Genomic DNA, 21,047 nt, shown 5'->3' on the forward strand with positions numbered 1-21,047 from the left:
GGCACCCTTCCCACGGTTCCCGCCGGCCGCCACACCCGGCGTGCGGCGCCCGGCGCACGGACTGTCCGACCAGGATACGAAGGGCGCGGGAGGCTGCGGCCGCGCGACGGCGGGCCGGGCTCAGATACCGGCGGGCACCGGGACGGGCACCGGCGGCTGGGGGCCGACGTAGCGGGCCACCGGGCGGATGATCTTCGGGTCGGCCGCCTGCTCCAGGATGTTGGCGCTCCAGCCGACGACGCGTCCGGCGGCGAAGGTGGGAGTGAACATCTCCCTGGGCAGACCGCACAGTTCCATGACCACTCCGGCGTAGAACTCGACATTGGTGTGCAGTTCACGGCCCGGCTTCAGTTCGGCGAGGATCGCCTCGACGCGCCGCTCGACCTCCACGGCGAAGTCGACACGCGAGCCACCGAAGCCGTGGGCGATCTCGCGGAGCATCCGGGAGCGGGGGTCCTCGGTCCGGTAGACGGCGTGGCCGAACCCCATGATCCGGTCACCGGCGAGCACGCGTTCCCGGACCCAGGGGTCGATCCGCTCGGGGGTGCCGATCGCGTCGAGGGTGTCGAGGGCGCGGCTGGGCGCTCCGCCGTGGAGGGGTCCGGAGAGCGCGCCGAGGGCGCCGACCAGGCAGGCGGCCACGTCGGCGCCGGTGGAGGCGATGACGCGCGCGGTGAAGGTTGACGCGTTGAATCCGTGGTCAATGGTGGAGATCAGGTATTGCTCGACCGCACGGGCCTGGCGGCCCTCGGGCTCCTCGCCGGTCAGCATGTACAGGTAGTTGGCGGCGTACGGCAGATCAACGCGGGGCTCGACCGGCTCAAGTCCCTGCCCGAGCCGGTACAGCGCGGTCAGCAACGTAGGTACGGCGGCGCAGGCGGCGAGAGTGTCCGCGCGGCGCCGGCCGGCGTCGATGTCGTACACGGGCCGGAAGCCGCGGGCCGCGCCGAGCAGGGACAGGGCCGTGCGGAGTCCGGCGAGCGGGCCGGCGACGCGGCTCGCGGCGGCTACGGCGGGCAGCGCCTCGCGGACCTCCTCGGGCAGGTGCCGCAGTCCGGCGACCTCGGCGGTGAAGGCGGCCCGCTGCTCGGGGGCGGGGAGGCCGCCGTGGACGAGGAGGTACCAGACGTCCTCGAAGCCGCGGGTGCGGGCCAGTTCGACGGCGGAGTACTGGCGGTAGTGGTAGAAGCCCTCGGCTCCCCGGACGTCGCCGATCTCGGTGTCGGTGACGACGACGCCGGCGAGTCCACGCGGTGCCTGGACGAGGGGTGCGGTCCTGTTGCTGGCCATGATGTTCCTCCCTGAACTTGATCCGACTGTCCATGCTTGACCAGTTTGCTGTCAATATTGATTGGATCAATATTGCCGGTCCACTTGTTCAGAGAGGACTACGGTGATCCCCATGCGCGCTCACGAACTCGCCCCGGGCCGACCCGAAGGGCGGCTGACCACCAAGGAGACCGCCGAATTGCTCGGCGTGAAGGCGGAGACGGTCTACGCCTACGTGAGCCGGGGACTGCTCAGCAGCAGACGGGAGCCCGGCAGCCGCGCCAGCACCTTCGACGCGCAGGAGGTGACGGCCCTGGCCCGGCGCAACAGGCGTGACGCGGCCGCGACTCCGGCCTCCGGCGTCGACCTGTCCGTACGGACCGGCATCACGTTGATCGAGGAGGACCGGTACTACTTCCGTGGGGTCGACGCCACGGAACTGGCGGCGCGTCACTCGTTCGAGGAGGTCGCGGAGTGGCTGTGGACCGGCCGGCTCGTCCCCGGCGCTTCCTTCACCGCGCCGGAATCAACCGTTGACGCCGCCCGTCGGGCCGTCAATGCCCTGCCCGCGCACGCCTCCCCGACCGACCGCCTGCGCGCGGCGGCCATCGCCGCGTCGGCCGAGGACCCGCTGCGCTTCGACCTGTCCGAGGAGTCCGTACTCGGCGCGGGGCGCGTGCTCATCCCCACGCTCGTCGGCGCCCTCCCCCCGGCCCGGCGCGACCACACCGGCGACGGCCCCCTGGCCAGCCGGCTGTGGCACAGGCTGACCGGCCGAGCCGCCGACGACGCCTCGGTGCGGGTGCTGGACACCGCGCTCGGTCTGCTCGCCGACCATGACCTGGCCGCCTCCACCCTCGCGGTCCGGGTCGCCGCCTCGGCCCGCGCGCACGCCTACGCGGCGGTCTCGGCCGGGCTGGGCGCCCTGGAGGGCCCGCTGCACGGCGCGGCCAGCGGCCTGGCGCACCGGCTGCTGCTCGAAGTGCTCGACCAGGGCTCGGCGGGTCCTGTGATCGCCGCCGAACTCCGGGCCGGACGCCGGGTACCCGGCCTGGGACACCGGCTCTACCCCGGCCAGGACCCGCGCGCGCAGGCGCTGTTCGGGCTTCTGGAGCAGATCCCGGCCGCGGAACCCGCGCTGCTCGCCGCGCGCGACATCGTCGCCACCACGGCCCGGCACACCCCGCTGCACGCCAACGTGGACCTCGCGCTGGCGGTCTTCACGGCCTCCCACGGCATGCCCGACACGGCGGGCGAGACCCTCTTCGCCGTGGCCAGGACCGCGGGCTGGATCGCGCACGCCCTGGAGGAGTACGGCGAGCGCCCGCTGCGCATGCGGCCGAGCGGCCAGTACGTCGGTCCGCGACCCCCGCGGACGCTGCCCGGACCCTGAGTCGTACCCGGCTCCAAGTCAGGTTAGGCTCACCTGCGTGAGTAGGTGTGCGACCGTCTCCCGGAACCTCGACGAGCCCGTTTCCGGTACGGCGGCCACGGCGACGACGTGGCTGCTGCTGGAACAGCCGGGCCCCTGGGGCGCGAAAGCGCTCACCGCCAGCCACCTGGACCCCGCGCTGGGCCGCGCCCTGGAAGCCGCCGCCAAGGACACCGGCGTACGGGTGGCGCTGATCAGACGCCCCGGCCGGCACGCCGACCCCGGCACCCCGCCCGTACGGCAGGTGTATGTGGCCCACACCGTTCCGGGAAATGTGTGGCTGTACGGCACCACCACCCGCGACCCCCGCCACCTCCTCGGCCTGGACTTCGCCGCCCTGGGCGCGGGCGACCCCCGTTCCTTCGCCTCGGTGCTCGGCGGGCGCCCGCAGACCGGTGACCCGCTCGCGCTGGTGTGCACCAACGGCAAGCGCGACCGCTGCTGCGCCCTGCTGGGACGCCCGCTGGCCGCCGAGCTGACCGCGTCCGACGTGCCCGGCGTCTGGGAGGTCACTCATCTGGGTGGTCATCGCTTCGCCCCGACCGTGCTCGTCCTGCCGTACGGCTACGCCTACGCACGCGCCGAGGCGCACACGGTCAAGGAGGCCCTGCACCGCGCCCGGGACGGGCAGGTGCTGCTGGAGGACTGCCGCGGCCGATCCGCCTGGGACCGCCCCGCCCAGGCCGCCGAACTGGCCGTAAGGGCGGCGACGGCCGAGTACACGGCGGACGCGCTGCACGTCGTCCGCACCGAGGGCGCCGCGCCCCGCTGGGAGGTCACCGTGGGCCACGCGGACGGCCGGGGCTGGCGGGTGACCGTGGCCCAGACCGCCGCGCTGCCACCGCGCCCGGAGAGCTGCGGGGTGGACGTGCTGGGCACCCCCGCGCGGATGGACGTCGTCGGCATCCGGGCGCTGCACACGGTGGCCCTGGCGGGCTGACACAGCGGCCGCCCTAGGAGCCGTGCGCGGTTCCGCGTACCGTCTCCGCATGTCTCCGACTCCCCCGGCCCGCCGTCCGCGACTCGGTCTGCCGCGGCGGGCGTTCGCGCAGGTCCTGCTCACCCAGGTGACGATCGCTGCCGGGGTCGCGGTCCTGGCGACCGGGCTCTTCCTGGCGCCGCTGAGCGGGCAGTTGGACCAGGAGGCGATGCGCCGGGCACTGGTCATCGCGCAGACCACCGCGCAGGACCCGGCGATCGCCCAGGGCGTCCTGCACACGCGCCCCACCCCCGACGGGCCGGTACAGCGGGAGGCCGAGCGGATCAGGCGGGCCACGCACGCCGAGTACATCGTGGTGATGGACGCGCGGGGCACACGCTGGTCCCACCCGACCACCCGGGAGATCGGCCGCCGCGTCTCCACCGACCCCAGCCGCGCCCTGTCCGGACGCCAGGTGATGGAGATCGACCGGGGCACCCTGGGCCGCTCCGCGCGCGGCAAGGTGCCGCTGTACGACACCGGGCACCGGATCGTCGGCGCGGTCTCGGTGGGCATCGCGTACGACAGCGTGCGCGCCGGGCTGCTCGGCGCGATCCCCGGCCTGCTGGCGTACGCCGGGGGCGCGTTGGCGGTGGGGGCGCTGGCCGCCTGGCTGATCTCCCGCCGGGTCCACCGGCAGACCCGTGACCTGGCCTTCTCCGACATCTCGGCGCTGCTCGCGGAGCGCGAGGCGATGCTGCACGGCATCCGGGAGGGCGTGGTGGCGCTGGACCGCAGCGGCCGGATACGGCTGCTCAACGACGAGGCGGCCCGGCTGCTCGGCATCGGGGACGAGGCGGTCGGACGCTCACCGGACGAGGCGCTCGGCGCGGGCCGTACCACGGACGTGCTGGCCGGCCGGGTGACCGGCACCGATCTGCTGACCGTGCGCGGCCGGCGCGTGCTGGTCGCCAACCGCATGCCCACCGAGGACGGCGGCGCGGTGGCCACCCTGCGCGACCGCACCGAACTGGAGCGCCTCGGCCGCGAACTCGACTCCACGCACGGCCTGATCGACGCCCTGCGCGCCCAGGACCACGAGCACGCCAACCGTATGCACACCCTGCTCGGCCTGCTGGAGCTGGAGATGTACGACGACGCGGCGGAGTTCATCGGGGAGCTGGTCGGGGAGCACCGGGCGACGGCCGAGCAGGTCACGGAGCGGATCGAGGACCCGTTGCTGGCCGCGCTGCTGGTGGGCAAGGCGACCGTGGCCGCCGAGCGCGGGGTGGCCCTCAGGCTGTCGGAGGAGACCTGGCTGCCGGACCGGCTGATCGACCCGCGCGGTCTGGTCACGGTGCTGGGCAACCTCGTCGACAACGCGCTCGACGCGGTCGCCGGCACCCCGCACGCGCGCGTGGAGGCCGAGTTGCGCCCCGAGGGCCGGACCGTGGTGATCCGGGTGCGGGACACCGGTCCGGGAGTGCCCGAGGAGCAGCGGGAGTCGGTGTTCACGGAGGGCTGGTCCACCAAGGAGCCGCCCGCGCACGGCAAGCGCGGCATCGGCCTGTCGCTGGTGCGGCGCCTGGCCGAACGCCAGGGCGGCTCGGCCTCGGTGGGCGCGGCGGCGGGCGGCGGCGCCGAGTTCACGGTGGTGCTGCCGGACGCGCTGGGCGACCCGGTGCTCCCGGCAACGGAGGAGGCGCGGGGGCACTAGGCACCCCGCGCCCACCGTCGGCTACTTGGCGGCCTTCTCCGCGAACTCGGTGGTGTACGTCTTGTCGAGGTCGACGTCGGCGTTCTTGATGTTGGGGTTGAATGCCTTGAGCACCTTCTCAACGGTCTCCGGTCCCCGCGCCGGCATGATGCCGTCCTTGGTGAACATCGGCAGGGTGCTCTTGATGGCGGCCGCGTAGAGCTTCTCGTCGCCCTGGGAGTAGTCGGACGGCATCTTGGCCGCGATCTCGTCGGCGCTGTGGGTGGACATCCAGTTGAGCGTCTTGACGAACGCGTTGACGAGCTTCTGGACGGTGTCCTTGTGACCGTTGACCCAGTCCGTGTTCATGTACAGGCTGGACGAGGGGTACGGGCCGCCGAGCGCCTCCTGCGAACCCTCGGGCGTACGCATGTCGATCAACACACGGCCGGCCTTCTTGGCCAGGATCGTGGCCACGGTCGGGTCGGTGGTCATCCCCCCGTCGATGGAGCCCTTCTGGAGCGCCGCGATGAACGTCGGCCCGGCGCCCACCGCGACCGGGCTGAACTCGTTCACCTGGACGCCGTGCTTGACCGCGAGGTACTTGGTGAGGAAGTCGGTCGACGAACCGAGCCCCGTGACACCGAGCTTGCGGCCCTTGAAGTCGCCGGGCGAGTGGATGTCGTCCGTCTTCTTCACGGAGACCACCTCCACCTCGCCGGGCGCGTGCGAGAACTGCACGACGGACTCGACCGACTTGCCCTTCACCTGGAGGTCGAGCGTGTGGTCATAGAAGCCGACGGCGCCCTGGACCTGGCCGGAGACGAGCGCGGTCTCCGCCTGGGCCCCGGCGGGCTCGGTCAGCAGCTCCACGTTCAGGCCCTCGGCGTCGAAGTAGCCGAGCCGCTGGGTGAGCATCGCGGGCAGGTAGATGACCTTGTCGAGACCACCGACCATGATCTTGACCTTGGTGCCCTTGCCGCCGCCCCCCGAACCGGCGTGGCTGGCCACGTCGTTGGCGCAGGCGGTGAGCGAGGTGAGGGAGAGCAGACAGACGGTGGTGAGCGAGGCGATTCTGGTGCGCTTGCGCATGACGAGTCACGTCCTTGGGACTGTGCGGGGGCGGGGAGTACGGCGGGTTCGGCGCGCGGACGGGCGGCTCAGTGCCCGGTGTCCGAGGACTTCCAGCGGAAGACGCGGCGCTCGGCGAAGGTCAGCAGCCCCTCGGCGAGGAGCGCCACGACCGCGAGGATCACCATCGCGGCGTACACACCGGCGGAGTTGAGTGTGCCCTGCGACTGGGCGACGAGCAGGCCGATGCCCCGGGTGGCACCGATGTACTCGCCCACGATGGCGCCGATGAGCGCGAAGCCGAAGCTGACGTGCAGGCTGGTGAAGATCCAGGAGGTGGCCGAGGGGATGACCACCTGGAGGGTGACCTGCCGGTCGGTGGCGCCGAGGATGCGGGCGTTGGCGACCAGGTCGCGGTTGACCTCGCGCGCTCCCTGGAAGGCGTTGAAGAACACCGGGAAGAACACCAGGACCACGGCCGAGGCGACCTTGGAGGCGGGTCCCAGGCCGAACCAGATCAGGAAGATCGGGGCGAGCACGATCCTCGGGATGGAGTTCAGTACCTTGATGTAGGGCCCGAACAGGTCGGCGAGGAAAGCGACCCGGCCGAGCGCGATACCGAGCACGACTCCGGCCACGACGCCGATGACCCAGCCCAGCAGCGCCTCGTACAGCGTGTACCAGATCTGTTCGCCCAGGGAGCCGAGCGCGGTGCCGTGCAGCACCCAGGAGGTGATCTGGTCCCAGATCTTCGAGGGCATCGAGAAGTTGAACGGGTCGATGACCTCGGCGCGGGACAGCCCCTCCCACAGGCCGAGCACGCCGACCAGCAGCAGTACGCGGGCCACCACCACGATCACCCGGCGTCTGCGGGCGGCCTGCGCCCGCGACCGGGACGGGGCCGCGGCCTGCGGCTTGACGGAATCGGCGAGCGGCGGGCTCACGGTCTCAGGCGACATCGGCGGCACCTCGCTCACGGGTGATGCGGACCTCTTCACCGAGGGACTCCCAGATCTCGCGGTAGATCTCGATGAACTTGGGCTCCAGCCGGATCGACTCGACCTTGCGCGGCCGGGGCAGGTCGATGGTGAACACCTGCTTGACCGTCGCGGGCCCGGCGGTCATCACGACGACCTTGTCGGCCAGCGCGATCGACTCCTCCAGGTCGTGGGTGACGAAGACGACGGAGGAACCGGTGCCCTCCCACAGCTCCAGCAACTCGTCCGACATCAGGGCCCTGGTCTGCACGTCGAGCGCGGAGAACGGCTCGTCCATCAGCAGGATCTCGGGGTCGTTGACGAAGGTCGCGGCGAGGGCGACGCGCTTGCGCTGGCCGCCGGAGAGCTGGTGCGGATAACGGTCCTCGAACGCGGCGAGCCCGACGCGGGCCAGCCACTCACGGGCCTTCTGCTTGGCCTCCGCCTTGGGCACGCCCCGGAAACGGGGGCCGGCCATCACATTGGACAGCACGGTGCGCCAGGGGAAGGTGGCGTCCTGCTGGAACACGAAGCCGACCCGGTCGCCGACGCCGTCGACCGGCTGCCCGGCCACCAGCACTTCACCCTCGGAAGGCTCCTCCAGCCCGCTGACCAGGGTCAGCGTGGTGGACTTGCCGCAGCCGGTCGGGCCGACGACGGCGACGAACTCGCCCCGCTCCACGGTGAGGTCCAGGCCGCGTACCGCGGTGTGCGGATCGCCGGAAGGGGTTCTGAATATCTTGCTCGCGCCCCTCAGCTCGATGGCGGGGCTGGTGTCTGCGCTCATGCACGGGGACGGTAGGGGCGGGGCCGCTCCGGCAGCAGTCTTGTGCGCGCAACCCCTTCTTTTGCTCGCAAGAACCTGTTGTGCTCGTTTTGCTCGCGCTACAACTGCGGAGCCGAAACACGGGTTTAACGCTCGCCGGCCTGGAAGGAAGGGCCCGATGATTGACGTGCTGGTCGTGGACGACGATTTCCGTGTCGCCGAGATCAACGCCAGGTACGTGGGCAAGGTTCCCGGCTTCCGGGTGGCCGCCCGCGCCCACAGTGCCGCCCAGGCGCTGGCCTCGGTCGAACGCGGCGGCGTCGACCTGGTGCTGCTCGACCACTATCTGCCGGACCGCACCGGCCTCGAACTCGTCCACCTCATGCGCCAGCACGGTCACGGCACCGACGTCATCATGATCACGGCGGCCAGCGATGTGACGACCGTCCAGCAGGCGATGCGGCTCGGCGCCCTGCACTACCTGGTCAAACCCTTCACCTTCAACGCGCTGCGCGGCCGCCTCGACTCCTACGCCGCCCTGCGCCGCACCGTCGACCGGATGGGCGGACGCGGGGTGACCGGCCAGGAACAGGTGGACCGCATCTTCGGCGCCCTGCGCACGGCCCCCGCGCCGTCGGCCCCCGGACTGCCGAGCGGCCACACGGAGCCGACCTCGGACCTGATCTGCGGTGTCCTGCACGGCGCGGAGCAGCCCCTGTCGGCACACGAGGTGGCCTCCCGCACGGGGCTGAGCCGCTCCACCGCCCAGCGCTATCTGCGTCACCTGGAGCAGGCGGGCCGCCTGCGGCTGTCCCTCAGATACGGGGACACCGGGCGGCCCGAGCACCGGTACGCCTGGGTGGCGCCGTGACGCCGTGACACCGCCCGGTTCCGGTTCCTACACGGCTCCGGCGCCGGTCAGCGAACGCACCTCGGTCTCCGCGTACTTGGCCTCGTCGGGCACCTCGTCCGAGGTGACCGTGCCCAGCCAGCCGGCGAGGAAGCCGAGCGGGATGGAGACGATGCCCGGGTTCTGGAGCGGGAAGTACTGGAAGTCGACGCCGGGGAAGAGCGCGCCGGGGCTCCCCGACACGACGGGTGACAGCAGCACCAGGATCACCGCGGGGATCAGCCCGCCGTACACGGCCCAGACCGCGCCGCGCGTGGTGAAGTTCCGCCAGAACAGCGAGTACAGCAGCGTCGGCAGGTTCGCCGAGGCGGCCACCGCGAAGGCCAGGCCGACGAGGAACGCCACGTTCAGGTCCCGGGCCAGCAGTCCGAGCGCGATCGCCACGACACCGATGGCGGCCGCCGCGACCCGCGCCACCGCCACCTCGCCGCGCGGGGTGGTGGGCCTGCGCCGCAGCGAGGCGTACAGGTCGTGGGCGACCGACGCCGACGAGGCGAGGGTGATCCCGGCGACCACCGCGAGGATGGTGGCGAAGGCGACGGCGGCCACGACCGCGAACAGCACGGTGCCCCCCGTGGAGGAGGCGCCGCCGCCCAGGTCGAGCGCCAGCAGCGGGATCGCCGTGTTCCCGGCCGCGTTGGACTTGCGCAGCGCGTCCGCGCCCACCACGGCGGTCGCCCCGAAGCCGAGGACGATCGTCATCAGGTAGAAGCTGCCGATGAGCCCGATCGACCACACCGTGGAACGCCGGGCGGCCCGCGCGGTCGGCACCGTGTAGAAGCGGGACAGGATGTGCGGCAGGCCCGCGGTGCCCAGCACCAGCGCCAGACCGAGGCTGATGAAGTCCATCCGCGCGGTCCAGTCACCGCCGTACTTGAGCCCCGGCGCCAGGAACGACGCCCCATGCCCGCTGCGCTCGGCGGCCGTCAGCAGCAACTGGTTGATGTCCCCGTGGAACCGCACGAGGACCAGCACGGTCATCACGACCGTCCCGGCCAGCATGAGGACGGCCTTCACGATCTGAATCCAGGTCGTCGCCCGCATCCCGCCCAGCGACACGTAGATCACCATGAGCGCGCCGACCCCGATGACCGTCCACGCCTGCGCGGCCCCGCCGGAGCCGCCGAGAAGCAGCGCCACCAGGCTTCCGGCACCCACCATCTGGGCGACCAGGTACATGACGGAGACGGTGACCGAGGCGGTGCCGGTGGCGATCCTGACAGGCCGCTCGGCCATCCGCGCGGCGACCACGTCGGCGAGGGTGAACCGGCCGCAGTTCCGCACCAGTTCGGCCGCGACGAACAGCACGACCAGCCACGCCACGAGGAACCCGACGCCGTACAGCAGCCCGTCGTAGCCGTACAGCGCGATGAGCCCGCTCACGCCGAGGAAGGAGGCGGCCGAGAGATAGTCGCCGGAGATGGCGAACCCGTTCTCCAGCGGGGTGAAGAGCCGACCGCCGGCGTAGAACTCCTCCGCCGACCCCTGTTTGCGGCGGCTCACCCAGGTGGTGATGCCCAGCGTCACGGCCACGAACGCGCTGAACAGGAGCAGCGCCAGCATCTGGTGGTGGCTGGTCACGGGGTGCCTCCCTGGATGCCACGGGTCAGCTCCTGGGTGTCCCAGCGCAGTTCCATCGCGGGCCGGTCGCGCCGCAGTCGGGCGTGGCGTGCGTAGGCCCAGGTGAGCAGGAAGGTGCTGGCGAACTGCCCCAGCCCGGCGAGCATCCCCACGTTCACCGCCCCTATGACGGGCCGTGCCATCAGTCCGGGCGCTGCCGTCGCGGTGACCACATACCCCACGTACCAGACGAGGAAGGCGGCGGCTCCCGGCACCACGAACCTCCGGTACCGGCTGCGCACCTCCTGGAACGCCTCGCTCTGCTGCACCGCGAGATACACGTCGCGAGCACGAGCCTCCGCGCTCTCCCCCTCGGCCTCACCGCGCGGGTGCGGTACGGCCGCCGGGGCGGGCATCCCCGCCCCGTCCAGCTCGCCCCAGCCGGCGGTCAGCGTGTCGTGCCAAGGGTCCTCTTGCCGCACGTCGCGGGAAGTCACGCTCTGCTCTTCCTGGTTGTCGGCCGGACTTCCGGGACCGTCCCCGGCACCGAAGTGTCGACCATTGCTTGACTGCATAGCCAAGGATGGACAGATCGGGAAGATCCTTGACACATCTTCCCGTACCACTTCACCCCATCAGGTGAGTCACTCCGCCCTCGGCCGCACCAGACCTTTCTGCGGCTTCCGGGCGATCTCCTGATTGCCGAGCCCCTCGCCGATGAGCACCGGCACCGGCACCGGCACCGGAGAAACGAGAACGGGAGCACCGGCCACAGCCAGCACTCCCGTTTCTCCCGCCCGCACCCGGTCAAGGCCGAGTGCACACGGCTACGCGTCGATCCGCGACCGGTCCAGCGTCGCCGCCGAGCTGGAGATGAACTCCTTGCGCGGCGCCACGTCATTGCCCATCAGCAGGTCGAAGACCTGCTCGGCGGCTTCGAGGTCCGCGAGGTTGATCCGGCGCAGGGTGCGGTGGCGCGGGTCCATCGTGGTCTCGGCCAACTGGTCGGCGTCCATCTCACCGAGGCCCTTGTAGCGCTGGATGGAGTCCTTGTACCGGACGCCCTTGCGCTGGAACTCCATGAGGGTGTCCCGCAGCTCGCGGTCGGAGTACGTGTAGACGTACTTGTCCTGGCCCTTCTTCGGCTGGATCAGCTCGATGCGGTGCAGCGGGGGCACGGCGGCGAAGACCCGGCCCGCCTCGACCATGGGCCGCATGTAGCGCTGGAAGAGCGTGAGCAGCAGGCATCGGATGTGGGAGCCGTCCACATCGGCGTCCGTCATCATGATGATCTTGCCGTAGCGGGCGGCGTCGATGTCGAAGGTGCGGCCCGAACCCGCTCCTATGACCTGGATGATCGCGCCGCACTCGGCGTTCTTGAGCATGTCGGTCACGGACGAGCGCTGCACGTTGAGGATCTTGCCCCGGATGGGCAGCAGCGCCTGGAACTCGGAGTTGCGCGCCAGCTTGGCCGTGCCGAGCGCGGAATCGCCCTCGACGATGAACAGCTCGCTGCGGTCGACGTCGTCGCTGCGGCAGTCGGCGAGCTTCGCGGGCAGGGACGAGGACTCCAGGGCGGTCTTGCGGCGCTGGGCGTCCTTGTGCTGGCGGGCGGCCACCCGGGTGCGGGCGGCGGCGACCACCTTCTCCATGACCGTGCGGGCCTGCGCGGCGTCGTCGCGCTTGGTGGAGGTGAGGAACGCCTTGAGTTCCCGGGCGATCACGGTGGAGACGATGCGGCGGGCCGCCGAGGTGCCGAGCACCTCCTTGGTCTGGCCCTCGAACTGCGGCTCGGCCAGGCGGACGGTGACGACCGCCGTCAGGCCCTCCAGGGCGTCGTCCTTGACCACGTCGTCCTCTGCGACGCGCAGCATCTTCTTGGCGCGCAGCACCTCGTTCATCGTCTTGGTGACCGCCTGCTCGAAGCCGGCCACGTGGGTGCCGCCCTTGGGGGTGGCGATGATGTTGACGAAGGACTTGAGGTTGGTGTCGTAGCCCGTGCCCCAGCGCAGCGCCACATCGACGCCCAGTTCGCGGGTGACCTCGGTCGGCGTCATCTGGCCGTGGTCGTCGAGGACCGGGACGGTCTCCTTGAAGGTGCCCTGGCCGGAGAAGCGGAGCGTGTCGCAGACCGGCTTGTCGGCGGCCAGGTACTCGCAGAACTCGCTGATGCCGCCGTCGAAGCGGAAGGACTCCTCGCCCTTGCTGCCGCCGTCGCCGAGGCCCATCTCGTCGCGCACGACGATGGTGAGGCCGGGCACCAGGAAGGCGGTCTGGCGCGCCCGCTGGTGCAGGTTGTTCAGGGAGAGCTTGGCGTCCTTGAGGAAGATCTGCCGGTCGGCCCAGTAGCGCACGCGCGTGCCGGTGCGGTTCTTCGGGATCTTCTTGGTCTTGGTGAGGCCGCTCCCGGCCTCGAACTTGGCCTCCGCGCCACCCCGGGCGAAGGCGCCCGGGACGCCGCGCCGGAAGCTGATGGCGTGGGTGCTGCCGCCCCGGTCCACCTCGACGTCGAGCCGGGCGGAGAGCGCGTTCACCACGGAGGCGCCGACGCCGTGCAGACCGCCGGAGGCCGCGTAGGAGCCGCCGCCGAACTTGCCGCCGGCGTGCAGCTTGGTCATGACGACCTCGACGCCGGACAGACCGGTCTTGGGCTCGACGTCCACGGGGATGCCGCGGCCGTTGTCCCGGACCTCGACGGAGCCGTCGTCGTGGAGGATCACCTCGATGCGGTCGCAGTAACCGCCGAGGGCCTCGTCCACGGAGTTGTCGATGATCTCCCAGAGGCAGTGCATCAGGCCGCGGCTGTCGGTCGAGCCGATGTACATGCCCGGACGCTTGCGCACGGCTTCGAGGCCCTCGAGGACGAGGAGGTGCCGCGCGGTGTAGTTGGAGCCGTCCCGGTCTGCTCCTGCCAGCAGCGCTGTGGACGGCACGGACGTATCGGCGGTCACGCGGTTCGCTCCTCGCTGAATTTCAGATGGGCCCCTGGTGGGTACGGGGCCGGCTTCGGTCGCCGCTCAGAGGGTACCGATGCCTGGTAGAGCCGGTGAAACGCCACCCTCGGCGGGAAACTCAGACTAGCCGAGGGTCGTACGGACGTTCGATCCCTCGATGGAGTGAAGCACACATCACGTTCCCTTCGAGGCATGAACCATTTAGGCTCCGGGCACGCCCTCATCAACAACCGGCAACCCAGCCGGGAGGACCGACCCCGAAGACCGCGCGAAACCGTACGCACCAGACCACGCACTACGGCACATTCGCCGCCAACCGGCAACACCCAGCCATCCCGAAAGAAATTTTCGACGGAAAGCCACGAGCGGGAACGAATTCGGCCTGGTTGGATGTTGACCCTGGTACGACAGCTCGTCGAGCTAGAGAAGAGGCGACGTGACTACTGTTCTGACCCCCGCGAGCCCGCTGACGGCCGCCGATCGCTGCGACCGCTGCGGCGCCCAGGCATACCTGCGCGTCGTCCTGCTGAGCGGCGGAGAACTGCTCTTCTGCGCCCACCACGGGCGCAAGTTCGAGCCGGAACTCAAGAAGATCGCCGCTGAGATACAGGACGAGACGGAGCGGCTCACGTCCGTTCCCGGCACTCCTGCCACCGAAGAGCGCTGAATCTCGCACCCACCCGACGAGCCAGCCCCGGCACAGGCCGGTTGAACGGGCGGCTGCTTCCCCAGGGGAGTGGCCGCCCGTTCTCGTACCCGAAAAGGCACTCCAGGCGCTCTCAGGCGCGCTGGGGGGTTTTCTCGGCCCCGTCCTCGGCCGGCTCCAGCGCGCGCACGACATCGGAGACCCGCGTGTAGACGCCCGGGCTCCCCGCCTGCCCGCAGCCACTCCCCCAGGACACCAGCCCGATCAGCCGACCCCCGGCCACCAGCGGGCCGCCGCTGTCGCCCTGGCAGGCGTCCGGCCCTCCGGCGGCCTCTCCCGCGCAGAGCATGGAGGCGGCGCGGTAGGTGCCGTTCCGGCCGCCCGGATAGGCACGGGCGCACAGGTCGTCGGCCAGTACATGCACCCGCGCGGCATGCAGCCGGTTCGTGTAGGCGCCACCGCCGCTGGTGTCGCCCCAGCCCGAGACCAGGGCTTCCGTACCGGCCGCGTACGCCTTGTCACCGGCGGCCGCCATGGGCACGACGGCGCTCTGCGGCACGGGGTCGGCGAGGGTGAGGACGGCGTAGTCCCCGGCGTTGGTGGCGGGGTCGTACTCCGGGTTCACCTTGATGTCCCGTACGGCCGTCTCCTGGCCGCCGGTGGCGAGCAGGTCGGTGCGGCCCGCGATGACCTTCAGGTCGGGCACCCGGTCCGGAGGCGTGCCCAGCACGTCGTCGGCGACGCAGTGGGCCGCGGTGAGGACGGTGGTCGGCGCGATCGCCACCCCGCCGCAGAACTGGCCCGCGCGGCTACCCCCGAACCGGTCACGGCTGGAGAGCGCCACCGTCCACGGGGCCTGGGAGACATCTATCGGGAACCCGCCGACCACGACGCTGTCGGCGACGGCCGGAGCCGCGCCGATCAGGGGTATCGCGGTCAGCGCGGCCGCGAGGGAGAGCGGCCGGATGAGTGCCCGGACAACGGAACGGCGCATGCGGACTCCTTGACTCAGGGTGCTTCTCGAACACCCAGAGTCATCCACCGCACGGCTGCCCGCAGCACGAAGGCCCGGCCCCACAAGGGGACCGGGCCTTCGGTGTCGGGGCGGACCCGACCTAGTCGAGGTAGTCGCGCAGCACCTGCGAACGCGACGGGTGGCGCAGCTTCGACATGGTCTTCGACTCGATCTGGCGGATGCGCTCACGCGTCACGCCGTAGACCTTGCCGATCTCGTCGAGGGTCTTCGGCTGGCCGTCGGTGAGACCGAAGCGCATCGAGACGACGCCGGCCTCGCGCTCCGACAGGGTGTCGAGCACCGAGTGGAGCTGCTCCTGGAGGAGCGTGAAACTGACGGCGTCGGCGGGGACGACGGCCTCGGAGTCCTCGATGAGGTCACCGAACTCGCTGTCGCCGTCCTCGCCCAGCGGGGTGTGCAGCGAGATGGGCTCGCGGCCGTACTTCTGGACCTCGATGACCTTCTCGGGGGTCATGTCGAGTTCCTTGGCCAGCTCCTCCGGGGTGGGCTCGCGGCCCAGGTCCTGGAGCATCTGGCGCTGCACACGCGCGAGCTTGTTGATGACCTCGACCATGTGCACCGGGATACGGATGGTGCGGGCCTGGTCGGCCATCGCGCGGGTGATCGCCTGACGGATCCACCAGGTGGCGTACGTGGAGAACTTGTAGCCCTTGGTGTAGTCGAACTTCTCGACCGCGCGGATCAGACCGAGGTTGCCCTCCTGGATCAGGTCCAGGAAGAGCATGCCGCGGCCGGTGTAGCGCTTGGCCAGGGAGACCACGAGTCGGAGGTTGGCCTCCAGCAGGTGGTTCTTGGCGCGGCGGCCGTCCTCGGCGATGATCTCCAGCTCGCGCTTGAGCTTCGGGGCGAGCTTGTCGGAGTTGGCGAGCTTGTCCTCGGCGAACAGACCGGCCTCGATGCGCTTGGCCAGCTCGACTTCCTGCTCGGCGTTGAGCAGGGGGACCTTGCCGATCTGCTTCAGGTAGTCCTTGACCGGGTCGGCGGTGGCACCGGCCGCGGCGACCTGCTGCGCGGGCGCGTCGTCCTCGTCCTCGTCGGACAGCACGAAGCCGGCGGCCTCGGTGCCCTCGGGCTCGTCGGCGGTCTTGGTCTCCTCGACGACCTCGTCCTCGAGAAGCTCGGCGTCGTCCTTCTTGGCGCTGGTCTTCTTGGCCGCCGTCTTCTTGGCCGTGGTCTTCTTCGCGGCCGTCTTCTTGGCGGTGGTCTTCTTGGCAGCGGCCTTCGTGGCGGAGGCGGCCTCGTCGGTGTCCTCGCCCGCGGCGGCGGACGCGGCCGGGGCGGCCGTGGCCTTCCGGGTGGTCACCGTCTTCGCCGCGACCGTCTTGGTGGCGGTGCGCTTGGCCGGGGTCTTCGCTGCGACGCTCTTGCGGGTGCGCTTGGGCTCTGCGGCACTGACCATCAGCGTCACACCCTCTTCCTCAAGGATCTGGTTGAGGCTGCGCAGTACGTTCTTCCACTGAGTGGCCGGAATCTGGTCAGCTTCGAAGGCCCGACGCACATCGTCGCCGGCGATCTGCCCCTCAGCCTTTCCCCGCTCAATGAGCGCCATGACAGAGACGGACTCGGCGATCTCCGGCGGGAGCGTACGGGATGTGCTGGCCGACACGAACAACCTCTCGGAACGTTGGAAAGCGGCTTCCGGCACCGTCCGTCATGGACAGGAGCCGACCACCGGCCTGGGGATGGGCCGACGGCGCGGGCGGGGCCGGGAAGAGACACAGCGCCTGGCACGGCGTCCGTATTCCCTTCGCGGCTGTTCACCTCTTAGGTCATCGCGCTGTTTCCGGGAGCGTTACGCCCAATCCGCGTGGCCCGAGTCACACCCTGCCGACAGCCAAATGCGATCAGATGTGAACGAAGCGGTCCGCTGTCGATTTCCGTCTTGATCACTTCGCTGGTCCAGGCGGCCTGTCGTACCGCCGGACTCGGCCGGAATCCAGGGAGTCCGGCCGAGTCCGGCGACGGCGGGACCCGGTCGAGGTACCGCCATCTCGATCACTGGGACGCGCCGCTGGCGAGCGCGCCGTCCGCTTCCCCGTCAGTGCTCGCGCGGCGCGGGGACCACGCGCTCCACCTCGGGGTGGACGGTGAGGAGCTGACGCATCGCCCCCTCGGCCACGGCGCCGTCGCCGCTGCCGAGCCCTTCCACGATCCGCCCGTGCTGTGCGACGGACGCCTCGGTCGGCCGCTCGCAGCCGGTGGCGGGGCCGCCGGAGACCTGGAGGGCGGCGGAGACGATCCCGGACAGGTGGTCCAGCATCCGGTTGCCCGCGACCTGGATGAGCAACGCGTGGAATTCGGCGTCCGCGCGCGAGAAGGTCAGCGCGTCGCCCTGGGCGAGGGCGTGGCTCATGATCTCGACCAGGTCCACGAGGCGCTGCTGCACGTCCTCGCGGCCGTGCCCGGCGGCGAGACGGGCGGCGAGCGGCTCGATCGTCCAGCGCAGTTCGTTCAGCTCGCGGCGCTGGTCGTCGCGCTGCGGGCCGAAGGCGCGCCATTCGATGATGTCCGGGTCGAGCAGGTTCCAGTCGCTCACCGGGCGCACGCGGGTGCCCACGTTCGGCCGGGCGCTGACGAGGCCCTTGGCCTCCAGGACCCGGAGGGACTCGCGCACGACGGTGCGGGAGACCTCGAAACGCTGGCCGATCTCCTCGGGCACCAGCGGGCGGTCGGCACCCAGGTCGCCGGAGACGATCATCTGACCGAGCTGCTGGACGAGCTGGCCGTGCAGTCCGCGCCCGCGGCTGCCCGCGGCGCGCCGGCCCACGCGGCCCAGGTCGGAATCGGCACCCTCCCAGGCGGGGGCCGTCACGCGGTCGGCCATCGGGGCCTCGGCGTAGGGGTAGCGGTCGAGTTCGCCCGGTCCGGCCAGGCCGGAGTCGGCGGAGCGGGCGGTGGTCATCATGGTGTGCGCAAGGGTACTCACGCATCTTTTGTCGGCGCTGCCTCCAACTGCCTTGAGGGCTTTGGTGAAAAGCACACGAAAGGGTGATCGCTCACCCCGTCGCAATTGACGCCTTATCGGAAATAAACGGCCTTTCTGTGGGGAGTTGTGTACACAGCGGCTCGTAAACCGCACCTCAGGACGTCATCTCGCCCTGGTGCGCAGGGTTGTGATCAGGTACGCACACAACAGCGCGGCGAGCGACAACGTCATTGCGCCACCCACGGGTTGAGCGATCACCCGCGCAAGTCCCAGCAGATACCGCTCCCCTCCGAAGGGCCACTGGAGCAGCAGAACCTCCCGCATGCGCACATGAATCCCGGCCGCGACTCGCACATATGAGCCTTCGAACAACCGGTGCACGAGCGGTACGACGGCCACGGGCACCGCGAGGACGGCGGCCAGGCCCGCCGCGGTGGACCGGAACACCCCGGCCGCCAGCACACCCGCCCACGCGCAGCCGACCACCAGCGCCAGCCAACTCGCGCACAGCGGAAGCCAGTCTCCGGGGACCTGGACCAATTCCCGGCCGTAGACGAGATAGAGAAGCTCGGCGTCACAGCCCAGCGCGAGAAAGGCCAGCATTCCGGCGGTGATTCCGGCGACGAGGAGCTTCGCGGTGAGCAGTCCCAGCCGGCGGGGAACGGTGCCCCGGTCCGCCGCCAGCGCGGGATGCCGGAACTCGTCCCCGAAGGCGAGCGCGCCGAGCAGTCCCGCCGCGAGCGCGACCGGCGGCAAGGGCAGTTCACGTGGCCAGGCGGCGAACAGCCGCGCCTGCGGGGTGTGCCCGATCCGGGCCAGCACCACGGCGGTGATCGCGGACAGGACGAGGGCGGCGCCGCAGACGACGAACCCGGTGCTGATCCCGGTGGCGCGCCGGAGTTCGTAGCGCAACGGGCGCAGGGGGCTGCGTACGGAGCGGACGGCGATGGGGAGCGGCAGGGGTTCGGGGGCTTCCGCCGTCCCGGCCTCTTCCTGCTCCGCTTCTCCCTCCGGCGTTGCGGCGCCCTCGGCCGGTACCGGCTGCTCCTCCTCGGGCGCCGGTCGCATGTCACCCACTTCGTCCGCGAGTTGGTGGATGAGGATGCCGTTGCGGAACGCCGTCTCACCGACGTCCGCCGTCGTGCTGCCGTACACGGAGAGGCGGTTGCCCTCCTCGCGGACGACTTCCACGGAACGCCGTTCGGTGCGGGCCTCCTTGGTCAGCAGGTTCGCCAGCCGTGCGGCGTGGGGGCTGCGGACGGCGACGCGCGGCCGGAGCCGGGTACGGGCGAACTCCGCCGCCTCCAGGTCGGCCGCGACCCGGCCCGCTTCGAGGGTGACGACGTGATCGGCGTGCCGGGCGGCCTCCTTGGGGTCGGCGGTCGTGAGGAGCACGGCACCGCCCTGGCCGGCGTACTCCCGCAAGGTGGAGTGCAGCCAACGGGCCTCCTGGGTGGAGAGTCCGGCGGCGGGTTCGTCCAGCACGAGGGTGTGCGGGTCGGGCAGCAGGGCGCAGGCCAGACCGAGCCGGCGGTCCATGCCGAGGGAGAGCGTGCCGAGCCGTTCCTCGCGCAGGCTGACGAGTCCGACCTCTTCCAGCACTTCGTCGGCCCGCCTGGCCGGGACACCGGCCGCCGCGCAGAGCATGCGCAGGTGGTTGCGGACCGTGCGGGAGGGGTGGCCCGGTACGTCGCCGAGGAGGACGCCGACTTCGCGTGAGGGGTGGGCGATGCAGTGCAGGGGCCGCCCTCTGAAGTAGGCGATGCCGCGCCCCCGCTGGAGTTCGAGCATCAGCCTGAGCACCGTCGTCTTGCCCGCTCCCGCCGCTCCGAGGAGTGCGGTCACATGGCCGGAGCGCGCTTCGAAGGAGACGTCCTCGACGGCGGGCGGCTGGTCTTTGGGGGAATCACTGGTCAGTCCGACAGCCTGGATCACCTGACGGAAGATAGCGCGCTATGTCCTGTTTTTCAGCTATCACCTCTTCTGTCCGGCAGTTGTTCGGTGGAGGGTCAACCTGCATGGCGCACTTGCCCGATGAGCGTCCCGCCCGCGACGGCTCCCAACTGCCGTGCCCATGAGGGCTCGACGCCCGGCCTCAGACCTCGGGACGGAGCATCGGGGGGTTGAGCAGCGTGGCGCCGCCCGCCCTGAAGAGCTGCGCGGGCCGGCCGCCCTGGCGCGTGGTGGTGCCCCCGGTGGGGACGAGGAAGCCGGGCGTGCCGGTGACCTTGCGGTGGAAGTTGCGCGGGTCGAGTGCCACGCCCCAGACCGCCTCGTAGACCCGGCGCAGCTCGCCGACCGTGAATTCCGGCGGGCAGAAGGCGGTGGCCAGCGAGGAGTACTCGATCTTGGAGCGGGCCCGCTCCACTCCGTCGGACAGGATCAGGGCGTGGTCGAAGGCCAGGGGCGCCATCGGTTCGCCGTCACGGCCGTGACCCCCCTGCTGGAGCAGTTCCTCCACCGGCGCCCAGCGGGCGTTGCTCGCGTCGCCGCCCGCGCGCGGGGCGGGGAGGTCGGGCGCGAGAGCGAGGTGGGCGACGCTGACCACGCGCATACGCGGATCACGCTTCGGGTCGCCGTAGGTGGCGAGCTGCTCCAAGTGGGCACCGTTGTCCTGCGCAGGAGTCGCCGGATCATGGGCCCGGAGCCCCGTCTCCTCGGCCAGCTCGCGCGCCGCGGCCTGGGCGAGGTCCTCGTCGTCCCGCACGAAGCCGCCGGGGAGCGCCCACCGCCCCTGGAAGGGCGACTCGCCCCGGCGTACCGCCAGCGCGCACAGGGCGTGGCGGCGCACGGTCAGCACGACCAGGTCCACGGTGACGGCGAAGGGCGGGAACGCTGACGGGTCGTAGGGCATGCCGCGATCATAGTCGTCTTCCTGACGATAA

18 protein-coding genes are annotated in these 21,047 nt (G+C 71.1%); 5 read left to right on the forward strand and 13 right to left on the reverse strand.

Translation table 11 applies throughout. The features are described from left to right. Window positions 1–120: 120 nt before the first annotated feature. A complete protein-coding gene (locus ACZ3HQ_RS14990) occupies window positions 121–1,290 on the reverse strand; it encodes a citrate synthase (RefSeq protein WP_467510904.1) in 1,170 nt (389 codons plus the stop codon). 112 nt (window positions 1,291–1,402) lie between these two features. Between ACZ3HQ_RS14990 and ACZ3HQ_RS14995 the strand changes: the two genes are divergently transcribed. From ACZ3HQ_RS14995 to ACZ3HQ_RS15005, 3 genes are read left to right on the forward strand one after another with little or no spacing between them, the layout of a single operon-like run. After that, window positions 1,403–2,662, forward strand: a complete 1,260-nt coding sequence (locus tag ACZ3HQ_RS14995) for a citrate synthase (RefSeq protein WP_467510906.1) — start codon at window positions 1,403–1,405, stop codon at window positions 2,660–2,662. 37 nt (window positions 2,663–2,699) lie between these two features. Further along, the gene (locus ACZ3HQ_RS15000) at window positions 2,700–3,641 is read left to right on the forward strand and encodes a sucrase ferredoxin (RefSeq protein ID WP_467510908.1); all 942 of its coding nucleotides are present in this window, start codon (window positions 2,700–2,702) and stop codon (window positions 3,639–3,641) included. A 49-nt stretch (window positions 3,642–3,690) separates the two neighbouring features. Then, window positions 3,691–5,337 (forward strand): ATP-binding protein, encoded by a 1,647-nt coding sequence (locus tag ACZ3HQ_RS15005; RefSeq protein ID WP_467510910.1) that lies wholly within the window; start codon window positions 3,691–3,693, stop codon window positions 5,335–5,337. A gap of 21 nt (window positions 5,338–5,358) precedes the next feature. Here ACZ3HQ_RS15005 and ACZ3HQ_RS15010 read toward each other — a convergent pair whose 3' ends face one another. The 3 genes from ACZ3HQ_RS15010 to ACZ3HQ_RS15020 all read right to left on the reverse strand — a co-directional run bounded on the left by ACZ3HQ_RS15010 (window position 5,359) and on the right by ACZ3HQ_RS15020 (window position 8,151). Further along, window positions 5,359–6,408, reverse strand: a complete 1,050-nt coding sequence (locus ACZ3HQ_RS15010) for an ABC transporter substrate-binding protein (RefSeq protein WP_467510912.1) — start codon at window positions 6,406–6,408, stop codon at window positions 5,359–5,361. Window positions 6,409–6,476: 68 nt separating this feature from the next. Beyond that, the gene (locus ACZ3HQ_RS15015) at window positions 6,477–7,346 is read right to left on the reverse strand and encodes an ABC transporter permease (RefSeq protein ID WP_467510914.1); all 870 of its coding nucleotides are present in this window, start codon (window positions 7,344–7,346) and stop codon (window positions 6,477–6,479) included. Continuing rightward, window positions 7,336–8,151 (reverse strand): ABC transporter ATP-binding protein, encoded by an 816-nt coding sequence (locus tag ACZ3HQ_RS15020; RefSeq protein WP_161190780.1) that lies wholly within the window; start codon window positions 8,149–8,151, stop codon window positions 7,336–7,338. Before ACZ3HQ_RS15020 ends, ACZ3HQ_RS15015 begins: the two co-directional genes overlap by 11 nt. Before the next feature lie 157 nt (window positions 8,152–8,308). On the opposite strand from ACZ3HQ_RS15020, the gene ACZ3HQ_RS15025 reads away from it, so the two are divergent. Then, window positions 8,309–9,001 (forward strand): response regulator, encoded by a 693-nt coding sequence (locus tag ACZ3HQ_RS15025; protein WP_467510916.1) that lies wholly within the window; start codon window positions 8,309–8,311, stop codon window positions 8,999–9,001. A gap of 27 nt (window positions 9,002–9,028) precedes the next feature. Here ACZ3HQ_RS15025 and ACZ3HQ_RS15030 read toward each other — a convergent pair whose 3' ends face one another. From ACZ3HQ_RS15030 to ACZ3HQ_RS15045, 4 genes are all read right to left on the reverse strand, one after another. Next, a complete protein-coding gene (locus ACZ3HQ_RS15030; RefSeq protein ID WP_467510918.1) occupies window positions 9,029–10,621 on the reverse strand; it encodes a solute symporter family protein in 1,593 nt (530 codons plus the stop codon). Continuing rightward, window positions 10,618–11,175 (reverse strand): DUF485 domain-containing protein, encoded by a 558-nt coding sequence (locus ACZ3HQ_RS15035; RefSeq protein ID WP_467510920.1) that lies wholly within the window; start codon window positions 11,173–11,175, stop codon window positions 10,618–10,620. The genes ACZ3HQ_RS15030 and ACZ3HQ_RS15035 overlap by 4 nt, the downstream gene beginning before the upstream one ends. Window positions 11,176–11,244: 69 nt before the next feature. Next, window positions 11,245–11,382: a hypothetical protein gene (locus ACZ3HQ_RS15040; protein WP_467510922.1), complete on the reverse strand. Its 138-nt coding sequence runs from the start codon at window positions 11,380–11,382 to the stop codon at window positions 11,245–11,247. A gap of 45 nt (window positions 11,383–11,427) precedes the next feature. After that, window positions 11,428–13,551 carry a DNA gyrase/topoisomerase IV subunit B gene (locus ACZ3HQ_RS15045; RefSeq protein WP_467510924.1) on the reverse strand — a complete coding sequence of 708 codons (2,124 nt, stop codon included), beginning with the start codon at window positions 13,549–13,551 and terminating at the stop codon, window positions 11,428–11,430. A 439-nt stretch (window positions 13,552–13,990) separates the two neighbouring features. Here ACZ3HQ_RS15045 and ACZ3HQ_RS15050 point away from each other — a divergent pair, with 439 nt between their 5' ends. Further along, complete coding sequence (locus ACZ3HQ_RS15050; RefSeq protein ID WP_030803173.1) at window positions 13,991–14,221, forward strand: DUF7455 domain-containing protein; 231 nt, start codon at window positions 13,991–13,993, stop codon at window positions 14,219–14,221. Window positions 14,222–14,333: 112 nt separating this feature from the next. On the opposite strand, the gene ACZ3HQ_RS15055 is transcribed toward ACZ3HQ_RS15050, so the two are convergent. From ACZ3HQ_RS15055 to ACZ3HQ_RS15075, 5 genes are all read right to left on the reverse strand, one after another. Then, entirely contained in the window at window positions 14,334–15,194 is an 861-nt protein-coding gene (locus ACZ3HQ_RS15055) for a serine protease (RefSeq protein WP_467510926.1), read from the reverse strand. A gap of 121 nt (window positions 15,195–15,315) precedes the next feature. Next, complete coding sequence (locus ACZ3HQ_RS15060; protein WP_467510928.1) at window positions 15,316–16,842, reverse strand: RNA polymerase sigma factor; 1,527 nt, start codon at window positions 16,840–16,842, stop codon at window positions 15,316–15,318. A gap of 432 nt (window positions 16,843–17,274) precedes the next feature. After that, complete coding sequence (locus ACZ3HQ_RS15065; RefSeq protein ID WP_467510930.1) at window positions 17,275–18,162, reverse strand: FadR/GntR family transcriptional regulator; 888 nt, start codon at window positions 18,160–18,162, stop codon at window positions 17,275–17,277. A 162-nt stretch (window positions 18,163–18,324) separates the two neighbouring features. Further along, entirely contained in the window at window positions 18,325–20,097 is a 1,773-nt protein-coding gene (locus ACZ3HQ_RS15070) for an ABC transporter ATP-binding protein (protein WP_467510932.1), read from the reverse strand. Window positions 20,098–20,257: 160 nt separating this feature from the next. Then, entirely contained in the window at window positions 20,258–21,016 is a 759-nt protein-coding gene (locus tag ACZ3HQ_RS15075; RefSeq protein ID WP_467510934.1) for an NUDIX hydrolase, read from the reverse strand. Window positions 21,017–21,047: the final 31 nt, after the last annotated feature.

The organism is Streptomyces sp. NPDC018263, from assembly GCF_055562575.1.